Here is a 15,510-nt window from a genome sequence, read left to right on the forward strand (position 1 = left end):
GCGCCCGCCAGCGGGAGTACGCTCCGGCAAAGGGCCCCAAAGCACGTCAAGACGGGCAAGACCATGGCAGATTCAGCAGTCCGAGTGCGCATCGCGCCCTCCCCCACCGGCGAACCGCATGTCGGTACCGCCTATATTGCGCTGTTCAACTATCTCTTCGCGAAGAAGCATGGCGGCGAGTTCATCCTGCGCATCGAGGATACCGATGCGACACGCTCGACGCCGGAGTTCGAGAAGAAGGTGCTCGATGCTCTGAAATGGTGCGGCCTGAAGTGGTCGGAAGGTCCCGATATCGGCGGCCCCTACGGTCCCTATCGCCAGAGCGACCGCAAGGACATCTACAAGCCCTATGTCGAAAAGATCGTCGCAAACGGCCACGGCTTCCGCTGTTTCTGCACGCCCGAGCGGCTGGAAGAGATGCGCGAGGCACAGCGTGCCGCTGGCAAGCCGCCGAAGTATGACGGCCTGTGCTTGAGCCTCTCGGCCGAGGAAGTGACGAAGCGCGTTGAAGCCGGCGAGCCGCATGTCGTGCGCATGAAGATCCCGACGGAAGGCTCCTGCAGGTTCCATGACGGCGTCTATGGCGAGGTCGAGATCCCGTGGGATGCCGTGGACATGCAGGTGTTGCTCAAGGCGGACGGCATGCCGACCTACCACATGGCGAATGTCGTCGACGACCACCTGATGAAAATCACCCACGTCGCGCGCGGCGAGGAATGGCTCGCCTCCGTGCCGAAGCATATCCTGATCTATGAGTATCTCGGGCTTGAGCCGCCGAAATTCATGCATCTGTCGCTGATGCGCAATGCCGACAAGTCCAAGCTGTCGAAGCGCAAGAACCCGACCTCGATCTCCTATTACACGGCGCTCGGCTACCTGCCGGAAGCGCTAATGAACTTCCTTGGTCTTTTCTTCATCCAGATCGCCGAAGGCGAGGAACTCCTGACGATGGAGGAGCTCGCCGAGAAATTCGACCCGGAAAATCTTTCGAAAGCCGGCGCGATCTTCGACATCCAGAAGCTCGACTGGCTAAACGCCCGCTGGATCCGCGAGGAGCTTACCGAGGAAGAATTCGCCGCCCGCGTCTTCGCCTGGGCTTCGGAGAACGATCGCCTCAAGGAGGGCCTCAAGCTCTCGCAATCGCGTATTGCGAAGCTCGGCGAACTGCCGGACCTCGCTGCCTTCCTGTTCAAATCGGATCTCGGCCTGCAGTCCGCCGCCTTTGCCGGGGTGAAGGCTTCGCCCGAGGATATGCTGGAAATCTTGAACACGGTACAGCCGCATCTCGAAAAGATCCTCGAATGGAACAAGGAGTCGATCGAGGCGGAACTGCGCACCGTCGCCGATGCGACCGGCAAAAAGCTGAAGGCGATCGTCGCACCGCTCTTCGTGGCCGTCTCGGGCTCGCAGCGTTCGCTGCCGCTCTTCGATTCCATGGAGCTCCTCGGCCGTGCGGTCGTGCGCCAGCGTCTGAAGCTGGCGTCCCAGGTCGTCGCTTCGATGGTCGGCAGCGGAAAGTAAGGACAAGACGATGAATCAGACGACTGAAAACGCCGGCCTTTCCTCCGACGCGACCGAGGTGCGCGCACAGAAGCTGGAACTCCTGCGCGAGCAGATCGGCGACGTCTACCCGGCACATTTCCATCGCACCATCACCAATGCGGAACTCGCCGAGAAATATGCCGGACTCGAACTGGATACGGAAAGCGGCGACACGGTAACGGTCGCGGGGCGCGTCTTTTCCTCGCGCAATTCCGGCATGTTCATCGACATTCACGACGCATCCGGCAAGATCCAGATCTTCTCGCATAAGGATACGACGCCCGAAGAGGCGCGGGCACTGCTCCCGATGATCGACCTCGGCGACATCATCGGCGTCACCGGCGAGGTGCGGCGCACAAAGCGCGGCGAGTTGACGGTGAACGCCAAAGAAATCACCATGCTCTGCAAGTCGCTCTTGCCGATGCCGGAGAAGTATCACGGGCTCGCCGACATCGAGACCCGCTACCGCAAGCGCTATCTCGACATCATGGTCAACGAGGAATCCAAGCTGCGCTTTCAGCAGCGAAGCCGCATCGTGTCGAGCCTGCGCCGCTGCCTCGAAGACGAGGGCTTCATGGAAGTGGAAACGCCGATGCTGCAGCCGATCTATGGCGGGGCGACGGCAGAGCCCTTCAAGACCCATCACAACACGCTCAAGCTCGACATGTATCTGCGCATCGCGCCCGAGCTTTATCTCAAGCGCGTGCTGGTTTCCGGCCTGACCGACAAGGTGTTCGAGATCAACCGCAACTTCCGCAACGAAGGCGTCTCCACCCGGCACAATCCGGAATTCACAATGATGGAGTGCTATTGGGCCTATGCGGACTACGAGGACATGATGGGCCTCGTCGAACGCATGTTCGAGACGCTGGCGCTGGCGGTGCACGGCAAGACCGAGTTCGAATTTGGCGACAAGCAGCTTTCTTTCGAGGGACCGTTCCCGCGCGTCTCCATGCCGGCGGCCGTCAAGGAAGCAACCGGCATCGATTTCCTTGCCATCAAGACTGATGAGGAAGCCCGCGAGGCCGCAAGGAAGGCCGGTTTCGAGATCGAGAAGGATGCGACCTGGGGCGAAGTTCTCGCTTTCATCTTCGAGGAGAAGGTTGAGGCGACGCTCATTCAGCCCGCCCACGTCATCCACTTCCCGAAGGACATCTCGCCCTTCGCCAAGGAAGTGCCGGGCGAGCCGCGGCTCGTGGAACGCTTTGAGACCTATTGTAACGGTTGGGAGATCGGCAACGCCTTCTCCGAGCTCAACGATCCGATCGAGCAACGCGCCCGCATGGTCGAGCAGATGGAACAGGCCCACGCCCGCGGCGAGACGGAAAAGACGCTGGATGAAGACTTCCTCGACGCGATGGACCAGGGGATGCCGCCTGCCGGCGGATTGGGCATCGGCGTCGACCGGCTGATCATGCTGCTCACCAATTCGCCGTCGATCCGCGACATCATTCTCTTCCCGGCTCGCCGCCACAAGGCTGATTGAGCGAAGAACGGTCGAATAAAAAGAGCCCGTCGCGCGAGCGGCGAGCTTTCTTGTCCGTGTGCAGCTACCGAAAAAAGGAAGCCTTACAGCGCACGCATCCCAAATTTGGGTGCGCTGGGCTACTGGCTCCCATGCGCGGCGCTTTCGCTCACCTGCGCAACCTCGGTTCCCTCCGCGGTCGGATTGACGCATAACGAGCGATCGTCCATCTTGGCCATCATGCCCCGGACCTCGTCGAGTTCGAGGTCGACGACCTTTCCGTGAAACATGCCAATCCGATTGGCCTTCCCGTCGTTATAGGAGGCGCGGAACGGCTCATCCATGCCCATGACGCTTCGCGGGCCGGGGGCGAAAAGCACTTCCGCACCGATCGCCGCGCCCCGTACCGCCGCGCGCTCCTCTGGACCGGCAGCATCCAGCACCACCACCTGGTAGAGATCCGCCTTTTCCCTGTTGGCCAATGCCCCGACGACGCGCAGCGCAGTCCGCATGCGGTCCTGTCCGCTTGCCCTGTCCGTCTTCACATGCATGCGGATCCAGCGCTGGCCGTGGTGATCGAGCTTCACTGTCCTGAGCGTCGTGCAGCCGAGGCCGGAGGGCGAGGGTTGCCCAAGGCCCGCCATGAGCCGGTCGCCACCGACATAAACGGCAGCGGCGCCGGAAGCGGCGGAAACGGCAAAGGCCGAGGACAGAATAAGTACAAGGCGCTTCGAAGGACGCAATTTACTCAGGATAACCTTCACGCTCGGCTCCGCGCTCGTCGTAAGGATTGCAGGGAATACCAATGGTTTCCCCCAAGAATAGGCGAAGCACCCTTTCGGAAAGTTTAAGCGCCGCCAAAGGGCGGATCGCGGCCGCTTCGGTATCCGTCATTTTCGGAAGGGCCGAGCCGCAGTCGATTGACTTTCGCCCGCTCCTTGTCCATTGCCGCCCGCACACACCGACTGCAGGCAACTAGGCGGAGAAACCGCCGGAAAGGCGACACCATGCACAAGGTCATCTTCGATACGGATCCGGGCGTCGACGACGCGATGGCCCTTCTCTTCCTGCACCGGCACCCAGACATCGATCTCGTCGGTATCACCTCCGTGTTTGGCAACGCCTCGATCGAGACAACGACGCGCAACGCACTTTTTCTAAAACAGGCCTGGGGCATTGCCGCGCCGGTCGCCAGGGGACTCGGCGAGACCTTCGATCCGAGCCGGCCGCATATCGATTGGCCGACGGGCATCCACGGCCATGACGGGCTCGGCAATATCGACGTGCCGGACGAGATCGACCTGCCGCTCGATCCCCGCCCGGCCCACCAACTCATCATCGACACGGTGCGTGCCAGTCCGGGCGAAGTGACGCTCGTCGCGGTCGGCCGCATGAGCAATCTGGCGCGGGCGGTGCGTAACGATCCGGACATCGCGCTCCTGGTCAAGGGCGTCGTCATCATGGGCGGAGCTTTCGACGTGCCCGGCAATATCACGCCGGCGGCCGAAGCCAATATCCACGGCGACCCGGAGGCCGCGGACGTGGTAATGACGGCGCCCTGGCCGGTGACCGTGATCGGGCTCGACGTGACCTCGCAGACGGTGATGACGCGCGCCATGCTCGCGGACATCGCCGAGCGCGGCGGCACGGCTGCGCGGCTGCTTGCCGACATCTCACGCTTCTATATCAGCTTCTACGAGCAGCATGTCGACGACGGCATGGTCGTGCACGACAGCTGCGCCTGCGCCTATGTCGTCGCACCGGAACTCTTCCGAACCCGTAGCGGTGCCATCCGCGTCCTTTGCGGCGGCATCGCCGACGGGCAGACGATCCAGAAGCCCGATGGACGTCTCTTCCCGCCGAATGCCTGGGACGGACTGCCGAGCCAGCGGGTCTGCATCGGCATCGATGCCGGGGCCGTCCTGAAACTTATCGGCGACACGCTGGCAAAGGTCGATTGACGCCAAAAAACTTGGCCCGATAGCTGGCAGGCGGGCGTCGGCCAGCTATCTTTAAAAGCATGAAGCCGGAGATTTTACTCTATCCCGCCCTGAAGGGGCTCTATTGCGAAAAGGGGAACTTCTACATCGACCCGGTGCAGCCGGTCGAAAGAGCGCTGATCACCCACGGGCATTCCGATCACGCCCGTGCCGGCCATGGCCATGTGCTTGCGACACGCGAGACGCTCGACATCATGCGGTTGCGTTATGGCGACGGCTTTTGCGGCGCGAGCGATACAGCGCGTCTCGGAGAAACGATCGCGATCGACGGCGTTCGCATATGCTTCCATCCGGCCGGCCACGTGCTCGGATCGGCGCAGATCTCGGTCGAAACGAATGGAACGCGGATTGTCGTCTCCGGCGATTACAAGCGCCGCCCGGACCCCACCTGTCTGAGCTTCGAGCCCGTCCCCTGCGATGTCTTCATCACCGAGGCGACCTTCGGCCTGCCGGTGTTCCACCATCCGGACGACAGGGTGGAAGTTGCCCGTCTGCTTCAATCGCTGAGGCAATTCCCCGAGCGAGCCCATCTGGTCGGCGCCTATGCGCTCGGCAAGGCGCAGCGCGTCATCGCCCTCCTTCGTCAGCAGGGCTATGACGCGCCGATCCACATCCATGGCGCGCTTGCGAAGCTCTGCGAGTACTACCAGCGCGAAGGTATCGAACTCGGCGAAATCCGCCACGCAACGGTCGAGGGCGGGAACCGACAGGACCTCGCCGGCGCGATCATCGTCGGCCCTCCCTCGGCCTTCTCCGACCGCTGGGCGCGGCGCTTCGCCGACCCGCTTGCCGCCTTTGCTTCCGGCTGGATGCTCATTCGCCAACGGGCGAAGCAGCGCGGCGTCGAACTGCCCCTCGTTATCTCCGATCATTGCGACTGGGCGGAACTGACACAGACCATACGGGACATCGCACCAGGTGAGGTCTGGGTGACGCACGGCCGCGAAGAGGCCCTCGTGCGCTGGTGCGAGTTGGAGGGCATCCCGGCACGCCCGCTGCACCTCGTCGGTTACGACGATGAAGGGGAGTGACCGATGAAGGCCTTCGCTGAACTCCTCGGCCGCCTCGTGCTCACGCCGCAGCGAAACGCCAAGATCCGGCTACTCGTCGATTATTTCCACACCACCCCGGACCCGAGCCGCGGCTATGCGCTGGCGGCGATCGCCGGCACGCTTTCGCTCAATGCCGTGAAGCCGGCCCTGATTCGCGACCTCCTGCTCGAGCGCATGGACGAGGTCCTGTTCCACTATTCCTATGACTACGTGGGCGATCTCGCCGAGACCGTTTCGCTTGCCTGGGAGCCGCCGGCCGATGTCGCGCCGGCGGACATTTCCCTCGGAGAGATCATCGAGCGCCTCCAGATGGCGGGACGCTCCGAGGTGCGCTCGCTCGTGCGCGATACGCTGGACCGACTCGATGCGTCCGGCCGTTTCGCCTTCCTGAAGCTTGCCACCGGCGGGTTGCGGATCGGCGTCTCGGCGCGGCTCGCCAAACAGGCGCTGGCGGACATGGGTGGCAAGGATGTCGGCGAGATAGAGAGGCTCTGGCACGGCCTGGCACCGCCCTATTTGCCCCTCTTCCTCTGGCTCAGCGGAGAGGGTGAGATGCCTGTGCTCAAGACCCCCGCCGTCTTCCACTCGGTGATGCTCGCGACGCCAGTCGCCGAGCACGAACTCGAGGGGCTCGATCCCGCCGATTTCGCCGCCGAATGGAAATGGGATGGCATCCGCGTGCAGCTTGCCAATATCGGCGGCGTGCGGCGCCTCTATTCGCGCAGCGGCGACGAGATCTCCGGCGCCTTTCCCGAAATCCTCGATGCCGCCGACTTCACCGGCGTCATCGACGGCGAATTGCTGGTCGGCGGGACCGCGCGCAGCAACCGCGCTACGGGCAGCTTCGCCGACTTGCAGCAGCGCCTGAACCGCAAGACGGTCAGCCGCAGGCTGCTTGAAGACTTTCCGGCCTTCATCCGCGGCTACGACATCCTGTTTTCCGGCGAGCAGGACATCCGCCCGGAGCCCTTTTACGTCCGCCGCGAGGCTCTGTCCTCTTTGATCGACTCCGCCTCGCCGCAACATTTCGACCTCTCTCCGCTGGTCCCGTTTTCCAGTTGGGAGGAACTGGACCGCCTGCGCTCGAGCCCGCCGGATCCGGTGATCGAAGGGGTCATGCTGAAGCGGTTCGATTCGCCCTATCTGGCTGGCCGCGTCAAAGGGCCGTGGTTCAAGTGGAAGCGCGAACCGTTCAACATCGACGCGGTGTTGATGTATGCGCAACGCGGCCACGGCAAGCGATCCAGCTACTATTCCGATTTCACTTTCGGTGTCTGGACGGAAGGGGAAGACGGAGCGGCGCTCGTCCCGGTCGGCAAGGCCTATTTCGGCTTCACTGACGCCGAACTCGAGATCCTCGATCGGTTCGTGCGCGACAACACGGTCGAGCGCTTCGGCCCGGTGCGCGCCGTGCGGGCGGAACCCGATGCCGGGTTCGTCGTCGAAGTCGCCTTCGAAGGCATAAACCGTTCCACGCGCCACAAGTCGGGCGTCGCAATGCGCTTTCCGCGCATCGCCCGCCTGCGGCCCGACAAGCTGCCACGCGACGCCGACCGGCTGGCAACCCTGCAGGCGATGATCGGTGCGAGGGCATGATCCTATTTCAGCACGACGGATGAAGAATTGTTAAGGAGACTCTGAAATTATCGCAGCGAACTTCATTTGCATGCGGGTCTGCTGGGTAGTCTTGTGCCAGAAAACAACATCCTCAACCTCGGAAAGTCCCGGCTTTCGCGATTTCTGACCCCCAACTACCTTCCGGCGGTCATCGCCACCATTGTCGTGATGGTGGCCGGGATCTTCGCCGACCATCAGAACCGGATCATTTCGGAAGCGCGCATGCGCTCGCTCGTCGCCAACGAGCTCGCGCCGATCCACTCGAACCTAGAGAACAGCATTAACGGCAATATCCAGCTCGTCCGCGGTCTGGTCGGCACCATAGCCACCGAACCGGAGATGCAGCAGCAGCGTTTTGCCGAGCTCGCGCAAAGCATCTTCACCGAGCGCTCGCAGTTGCGCAACCTTGCGGCTGCCCCGGATCTGGTCGTGTCGATGGTCTATCCCGTCGAAGGCAACGAAAAGGCCATCGGCCTCGATTATCGCAGCAATGAAAAGCAACGTGCGAGCGCGTTGCGGGTGATGGAGACGAGAAAGCTCGTGCTCGCCGGCCCAGTCGAACTCGTGCAGGGCGGTCAGGGGTTGATCGGCCGTTTTCCGGTGATTACCGGCAAGGCAAAGCGCTTCTGGGGCCTGGTCTCGGCCGTCATCGATGTCGATCAGCTCTATCGCGACAGTGGCCTGGTTTCGCTTGATCTCGACATCGATATAGCCATTGCCGGCCGCGACGGTCTGGGGCGCCATGGTTCCGTCTTCTTCGGGGACTCCACGATCTTCCGGAATGCGCCGGTCGAAATAGACGTTGCCCTGCCGGGCGGCTCCTGGCGCATCGCGGCGATACCGAAGGGCGGATGGCCCGCGACGCCGCAAAATGCCTGGACGGTTCGCCTGCTGATCCTGCTCGGCGGGTTGATGATCGTCGTCCCGATGATCATGACCGGCCGCTTGACGACAGAGCGTCAGGAGAACATTCGAGCGCTGAAGCGGAGCAAGGATCAGCTCCAGGAACTTTCCCACCGCTTGAAGATCGCGCTTGACGCGTCGAAGATCGGCATTTGGGAAGTGGACATCGACAGCGGCAAGCTGCTCTGGGACAGCCGGATGAAAGAGCTCTACGGCGTCCGAACGCATGTCGGCACGACAACCGCTGTCTGGGAAGAGAGATTGCATCCGGGCGATCGCGTGCGCGCCGAAGCGGAATTCGCCGATGCAGTCGCAACGGGTGGAGCCTATAACTCCGAATTCCGCATCATTCTCCCCGGCGGCCGGATCCGCCATATCCGCGCCATCGGCTCCACCTACCTCGCCGAGAGCGGCACACGCAAGATCGTCGGCGTCAACTGGGACGTGACGGCCGACATCGAAACGCGGGCGAGGCTTTCGGAAGCCAAGCGTCTTGCGGAGGCGCACAGCGCCGAGTTGGAGGCCGCGCGCCACCGCATGGAATTCAATGCGCTTCACGACCCGCTCACCGGATTGCCCAACCGCCGCTTCCTCGACCAGATCCTGGCGAACCGCAGCAGACAATTCGATGCCGAGGCAAGGCTTAGCATTTTTCACATCGATCTCGACCGCTTCAAGCAGATCAACGACACGCTCGGCCACGCCGCCGGCGACGAGATCCTCAGGCATGCCGCCGCGCTTCTGCGGGAGAATGCGCGCGAGGGCGACTTCGTCGCGCGCATCGGCGGGGACGAATTCGTCATCATTCGCGCGAGCGGAAGCCCTGACGAGGATGGGGCACTGGCATCCCGCATCATCGAGGCGATGAGTACACCGGTCCGCTACAAGGATCAGGAATGCCGCATCGGCGTCAGCATCGGCATTGCCGGCCAGACAGCCGCCGCTGACGAACTCTCCCAGGTTCTCGTCAACGCCGATATCGCGCTTTACGAGGCCAAGCGCCGCGGCCGCAATCGCCACGAAACCTTCACGGGCGCGCTCAAGACCGAGGTTTTCAGGACCAAGCAGACCGCCGATGAAATCCTTCGCGCTCTTGAGCAGAACGAATTCATCGCGCATTTCCAGCCGCAATTCTGTCCGAAGTCGCTGGAGGTAATCGGCGTGGAGGCACTGGCGCGCTGGGATCATCCGACCAAAGGGCTCATCGGCCCGCACGCCTTCTTGAAGACGGCCGAGGACATCAACGTGGTCGCGGCGATCGATCAGGCGATCCTGGAGCAGGCGCTTTTCCAGATCTGCCGGTGGGAGGCGAACGGTGTCCGCATACCGAAGGTCTCCGTCAACCTCTCCTATTCACGGCTGCGCGACGAGCGGCTGATCGAGCGGCTGGAGCAGATGCACATACCCGAAGGGCGGTTTTCGTTCGAACTGCTGGAGTCGATCTCCTTCGATGAGAACGACCTGACGGTGCTGTCGAATATCCGGCGCATAAAGGAGCTCGGCATTGACATCGAAATCGACGATTTCGGCACTGGCTATGCTTCGATCGTCAGCCTCCTGAAGCTGACGCCACGCCGGCTGAAGATCGACCGGCAACTGGTGCTGCCGATCCGCGAATCGGCTCAGCAGCGGCGTCTGGTGGAATCGATCATCGACATCGGCACGTCGCTCGGCATCGAAGTGATCGCCGAGGGCGTGGAAACGCTGGAGCATGCCGCCATTCTCAAGGAACTCGGCTGCCATGGCCTCCAGGGCTATGCCTTCGCACGACCCATGGGTGCCAACGATCTCGCTGCCTTCATCTTCGAGCGGCGATGGCGCGCCGCTGAGCGTAAGCTCGGGACTTGAGAGCAGCCGAAGGCTGCGCACAGCGCCGGCCAGTTCTCTCCGGCGACCCAGGTAGCCGACTGAAAAAAAGCCGTAAAAACATACGCCTTTACCGTTTGGAGGGCGATGCGGGCATTGCCTTCGTCGGCCGCTTCGGCGACGATATCACCGGCGCGTCAGGACCCAATCCCAATACAAGTCAGGCGGGAGTCGAACGATCGTATACGCGGAGAAATTGCTTACCATCTTCCTTCTCGCCCCTTTCGGGGGGAGTCTCCTCGTACTCTTCTTCCCGTCGGATCAGCGCGGCGCCACGGCTTGGTTCGCCGGCGCCATCGCGCTCGTCTGTTTCCTGTTGGCGGCCGGTCTCTACCCCTTCGTCACCGCAGGCGGCGTGCTGCGTTTCGAACTCGATTGGATCCCCGAGCTCGGCCTGAACCTCACATTGCGGATGGACGGCTTTTCCTGGTTGTTTTCAACGCTGATCACGGCGATCGGCGTCCTCGTCGTGCTCTATGCCCGCTATTACATGGTGGCGGAAGATCCCGTCCCGCGCTTCTTCGCGCTGTTCCTCGCTTTCATGGGCTCGATGCTCGGGGTCGTGCTTTCCGGCAACCTGATCCTGCTCGCAGTCTTCTGGGAACTGACGAGCATTATGTCCTTCCTGTTGATCGGCTATTGGCACCACAACGCCCATGCGCGCGACGGCGCCCGCATCGCACTGACGATGACCGGCATGGGCGGCCTCTCCATGCTGATCGGGCTGCTGCTCATCGGACGCGTCGTCGGCAGCTACGAGCTCGATGCGGTGCTCGCCTCCGGCAATGCGATCCGCAATGATCCGCTCTACCTGCCAATCCTGATCCTCATCCTCTTCGGCGCGCTGACGAAGAGCGCGCAGTTTCCGTTTCATTTCTGGCTGCCACACGCCATGGCCGCGCCGACGCCGGTTTCCGCCTACCTGCACTCGGCAACCATGGTGAAGGCCGGCGTCTTCCTCCTTGCGCGGCTATGGCCGGTCATGGCCGGCACGGAGGCCTGGTTCTGGATCGTCGGCCTTGCGGGCCTGTCGACGCTATTGCTCGGCGCCTATTTCGCCATTTTCCAACAGGACCTGAAGGGCCTGCTCGCCTATTCGACCATCAGCCATCTCGGGCTGATAACCGTACTCCTCAGCCTCGGCAGCCCGCTCGCGGCGGTCGCCGCTGTCTTCCACATCGTCAATCATGCCACCTTCAAGGCGTCGCTGTTCATGGCGGCCGGCATCATCGACCACGAGACCGGCACGCGCGACATGCGCAGGCTGAGCGGCCTCTTTCACTACATGCCGATTACGGCGACGCTCGCCATGGTCGCCAGCGCTGCGATGGCCGGCGTGCCGCTGCTCAACGGCTTCCTGTCGAAGGAGATGTTCTTTGCCGAGGCGATCGAGACGCATCTCGTCAATACGCTCGATACGGTGACGCCCTATGTCGCGACGATTGCGGGCATGTTCGCCGTCACCTATTCGCTGCGATTCATTCACAGCGTCTTCTTTGGTGCTCCGCCTGCGGATCTGCCGAAAAAGCCGCACGAGCCGCCGCGCTGGATGCGGGCACCCATCGAATTCCTGGTGCTCGCCTGCCTGGTCGTCGGCATTCTTCCGGGCCGGACGATCGGTCCCTTCCTGGACACTGCGGTCGTCTCGATCCTCGGGGACAGGACGCCGGACTACAGCCTGGCCGTCTGGCATGGCTGGAACGTCCCGCTGATCATGAGTTTCGTGGCGCTTTCGGGCGGCGTCGGCCTCTATTTCCTCATGCGCTCCTATCTCGCGACCGGGATCGAGGGCCCGCCGGTTTTCCGGCTGCTCGAAGGACAGCGCATCTTTGAGCGCGTGCTGGTGACGCTTTCGTGGAAATGGGCGCGCTCGCTCGAACAGAGGCTCGGTACGCGCCGGCTGCAACCGCAGATTTTGCTCCTCGTTTTCCTGGCGGTTTCGGCGGCCGCAACCCCGCTTTTCCTCCGGGGTTTCGAATTGCCGTCCTTGGTGATACGCGGCGTCGACCCGGCCTTCGCCCTGCTCTGGGCGATCGGCATCGCCTGCGCCGTCGGCGCAGCCTACCAGGCAAAATTCCACCGCTTGTTCGCGCTCGTACTGCTCGGCGGAGCGGGGCTCGTCACCTGCATCACCTTCGCCTGGCTCTCCGCACCAGACCTGGCGGTCACCCAACTTCTCGTCGAGATCGTCACGACCGTGCTCATCCTGCTCGGATTGCGTTGGCTGCCGAAACCCGTCCAGAAGCCGGAGCCGGAGGATATTCCGTTCCGCATCCGCTTCCGGCGCCTGCGCGACCTCCTGCTTGCGCTTGCCGCCGGCGGCGGAATGACGCTCATTGCCTATCGGGTGATGACGCAGCCGGCGTCCGGGACCGTCGCTAGCTACTTCCTCGAGCGCGCCTATAGCGAAGGCGGCGGCACCAATGTCGTCAACGTCATCCTGGTCGACTTTCGCGGCTTCGACACGCTCGGCGAAATCGCCGTTCTGTGTATCGTCGCCTTGACCGTCTTCGCGCTGCTCCTGCGTTTCCGCCCGCACCCGGACAGCCAGGATATCCCGCTGCAGCAGAGGGTGCAGAACGCCTTCGACGACGACCATCCGGATCGGAACGCCGGCGACAGCATAGCCGAATACCTCCACATTCCTTCCGCGATCATGCGCTGGATGTTCCCGGTCACGGGCATGCTCGCCGCCTATCTCTTCCTGCGGGGTCACGACCTGCCGGGTGGCGGCTTTGCCGCGGGCATCGCCATGTCGATCGGCTTCCTCCTGCAATACATGTCCGGCGGCACGCGCTGGGTCGAGGAGCGGCTGCGCATCCACCCGTTGCGCTGGATGAGCCTCGGCCTATTGGTCGCGGCCGCCACCGGCATCGGTTCCTGGCTGTTCGGCCATCCGTTCCTGACCTCGCATTCGCAATATGCGACGCTTCCGATCATCGGCAAGGTGCCGCTGGCGAGCGCAATTCTTTTCGACCTCGGCGTCTTCTCGCTCGTGCTCGGCGCCACGGTGCTGATCCTCATCGCGCTGGCGCACCAGTCCGTCCGCGCACCGCGCGCCCATGCGAGACCCGCGCGCACCGAGAGGGAGGCGGCACAGTAATGGAACTCATACTCTCCGCCGGCATCGGAGCGCTGACCGCATCGGGCGTCTATCTGCTGTTGAGACCGCGAACCTATCAGGTCATCATCGGGCTTTCGCTGCTTTCCTACGCGGTCAATCTCTTCATCTTCGGCATGGGACGGCTGCGGGTGAATGCACCGCCCATTCTTCAGCCGGGCGGCATCGGCGACCTGGCGCACCACACCGATCCCGTACCGCAGGCACTGGTGCTGACCGCGATCGTAATCGGCTTCGCGATGACCGCCCTGTTCCTCGTGGTGATTCTCGCCTCGCGCGGCTTCACCGGCACCGACCACGTCGACGGCAGGGAGCCGCGCGGTGACTGAGTGGCTCCACCATCTGCTGATCCTGCCGATTCTCGTGCCGCTCGCGGTCGCCGCCGCGCTGGTCCCGATCAACGAGCGCGAGCGGACGCTCAAGGGTTCCATCGGCTTTGTATCGACACTCGTGGTCTTCGTCGTGACGATGATCCTCATGCGCCTTGCGGCGGCGGGCGAGGACAGCCTACCGGGTGACGGCGTCTACCAACTCGGCAATTGGCCGGCGCCCTTCGGCATCGTTCTCGTCCTCGATCGGCTCTCTGCGCTCCTGTTGTGCCTGACGAGCGGCCTTGCGCTCGCTGCCCAGGTTTATTCGATGGCGCGCTGGCATACGGCCGGACATCATTTCCACTCGCTCGTCCAGCTTCTTCTGGCCGGCCTCAACGGCGCTTTCCTGACGGGCGACCTCTTCAACCTCTTCGTCTTCTTCGAAATGATGCTCGCGGCGTCCTACGGTCTTCTGTTGCATGGCTCCGGTCCGCTGCGGGTGAAGGCCGGGTTGCACTATGTCGCCATCAATCTCGCCGCCTCCTCGCTTTTCCTGATCGGCGTCAGCCTGATCTACGGCACCACAGGCACGCTCAACATGGCGGATCTCGCGACAAAGCTCGCGGCGCTGACACCCGAAAGCAGGATGCTCGTCGAGACCGGCGCCGCCCTTCTCGGCATCGCATTCCTGGTAAAGGCGGGCATGTGGCCGCTTGGATTCTGGCTGCCGACGGCCTATGCCGCGGCAACGCCACCCGCCGCCGCCGTCTTCGCCATACTGACGAAGGTCGGGATTTACATCATCCTCCGTCTGCACCTGCTCGTCTTCGGCGCCGCGGCCGGCGCCTCGGCCGGTTTCGGCCAGAGCTGGCTGCTTGCGGGCGGCATGGCGACGATCGCCTTCGGCGCCATCGGCGTGCTGGCATCACAGGCGATGGGACGGCTCGCGGGCTATTCCGTCCTCGTCTCCTCGGGCACGTTGCTTGCCGCCATCGGGCTAGGGCATGAGGAAATGCTGGCCGGCGCGCTCTTCTATCTCGTCAGTTCGACGCTGACGATCGCCGCCTTCTTCCTGCTCATCGAGCTCGTCGAACGCGGCCGCGATGCCGCAGCCGACGTATTGGCGGTGACGATGGAGGCCTATGGCGACTTCGACCAGGACGAAGAGGAGGAGGAAGCGGGCGTCGCCATTCCGGGCACCATGGCCGTGCTCGGCCTCTGCTTTTCGCTTTGCGCTGTGCTAATGGCCGGCCTTCCGCCACTTTCGGGATTCATCGCCAAATTCGCGCTCCTCAAGGGCCTCTTCGACATGTCGGCGGCTGACCCGGCAATGGCAATTTCCGCTGCCGACTGGACCTATGTGACGCTGATCATCCTTTCCGGGCTCGCGGCCATGATCGCCATGAACCGAATCGGGATCCGCACCTTCTGGGCCTCGATCGAGGGAACCATCCCGCGTGTCGTCATCATCGAAATCACGCCGGTCGCGGTCCTGCTCGCCGCCTGCCTCTTCCTGAGCTTCCAGGCGGGCCCCGCCATGCGCTACATGCAGGCAACGGCCGACGACCTGCTTGCACCGGCACTGCACAGCGAGCGGGTCCTTTCCGCACCCCGGGCCGGAGGCCGATAGCCG

General features: G+C 63.1%; 10 protein-coding genes. 9 read left to right on the plus strand and 1 reads right to left on the minus strand.

The window, feature by feature from the left end; translation table 11 throughout:
• The first annotated feature begins 63 nt into the window (after positions 1-63).
• Both gltX and lysS read left to right on the plus strand, forming a co-directional pair.
• On the plus strand, positions 64-1,521 hold the full coding sequence (gltX, locus tag SJ05684_RS13960; RefSeq protein ID WP_034855814.1) for a glutamate--tRNA ligase: 1,458 nt from the start codon (positions 64-66) through the stop codon (positions 1,519-1,521).
• Between the two features lie 10 nt (positions 1,522-1,531).
• Entirely contained in the window at positions 1,532-3,028 is a 1,497-nt protein-coding gene (gene lysS, locus SJ05684_RS13965; RefSeq protein ID WP_034855817.1) for a lysine--tRNA ligase, read from the plus strand.
• 119 nt (positions 3,029-3,147) lie between these two features.
• Here lysS and SJ05684_RS13970 read toward each other — a convergent pair whose 3' ends face one another.
• Positions 3,148-3,771, minus strand: coding sequence for a hypothetical protein (locus tag SJ05684_RS13970; protein WP_034855845.1), 624 nt, complete (start codon positions 3,769-3,771; stop codon positions 3,148-3,150).
• Positions 3,772-4,014: 243 nt separating this feature from the next.
• Here SJ05684_RS13970 and SJ05684_RS13975 point away from each other — a divergent pair, with 243 nt between their 5' ends.
• The 7 genes from SJ05684_RS13975 to SJ05684_RS14005 all read left to right on the plus strand — a co-directional run bounded on the left by SJ05684_RS13975 (position 4,015) and on the right by SJ05684_RS14005 (position 15,507).
• On the plus strand, positions 4,015-4,968 hold the full coding sequence (locus SJ05684_RS13975) for a nucleoside hydrolase (RefSeq protein WP_034855819.1): 954 nt from the start codon (positions 4,015-4,017) through the stop codon (positions 4,966-4,968).
• Between the two features lie 59 nt (positions 4,969-5,027).
• Positions 5,028-6,038 carry a ligase-associated DNA damage response exonuclease gene (locus SJ05684_RS13980; RefSeq protein ID WP_034855820.1) on the plus strand — a complete coding sequence of 337 codons (1,011 nt, stop codon included), beginning with the start codon at positions 5,028-5,030 and terminating at the stop codon, positions 6,036-6,038.
• A gap of 3 nt (positions 6,039-6,041) precedes the next feature.
• Complete coding sequence (locus SJ05684_RS13985; RefSeq protein WP_034855821.1) at positions 6,042-7,655, plus strand: cisplatin damage response ATP-dependent DNA ligase; 1,614 nt, start codon at positions 6,042-6,044, stop codon at positions 7,653-7,655.
• A 93-nt stretch (positions 7,656-7,748) separates the two neighbouring features.
• Positions 7,749-10,427: a bifunctional diguanylate cyclase/phosphodiesterase gene (locus tag SJ05684_RS13990; RefSeq protein ID WP_244426656.1), complete on the plus strand. Its 2,679-nt coding sequence runs from the start codon at positions 7,749-7,751 to the stop codon at positions 10,425-10,427.
• Positions 10,428-10,641: 214 nt separating this feature from the next.
• Positions 10,642-13,548 (plus strand): monovalent cation/H+ antiporter subunit A, encoded by a 2,907-nt coding sequence (locus SJ05684_RS13995; protein WP_034855823.1) that lies wholly within the window; start codon positions 10,642-10,644, stop codon positions 13,546-13,548.
• Positions 13,548-13,895: a Na+/H+ antiporter subunit C gene (locus SJ05684_RS14000; protein ID WP_034855825.1), complete on the plus strand. Its 348-nt coding sequence runs from the start codon at positions 13,548-13,550 to the stop codon at positions 13,893-13,895. The genes SJ05684_RS13995 and SJ05684_RS14000 overlap by 1 nt, the downstream gene beginning before the upstream one ends.
• A complete protein-coding gene (locus SJ05684_RS14005; protein ID WP_034855827.1) occupies positions 13,888-15,507 on the plus strand; it encodes a monovalent cation/H+ antiporter subunit D in 1,620 nt (539 codons plus the stop codon). Before SJ05684_RS14000 ends, SJ05684_RS14005 begins: the two co-directional genes overlap by 8 nt.
• The last annotated feature ends 3 nt before the right edge of the window (positions 15,508-15,510 follow it).

The organism is Sinorhizobium sojae CCBAU 05684, from assembly GCF_002288525.1.
GTDB classification, from domain to species: Bacteria; Pseudomonadota; Alphaproteobacteria; order Rhizobiales; family Rhizobiaceae; genus Sinorhizobium; species Sinorhizobium sojae.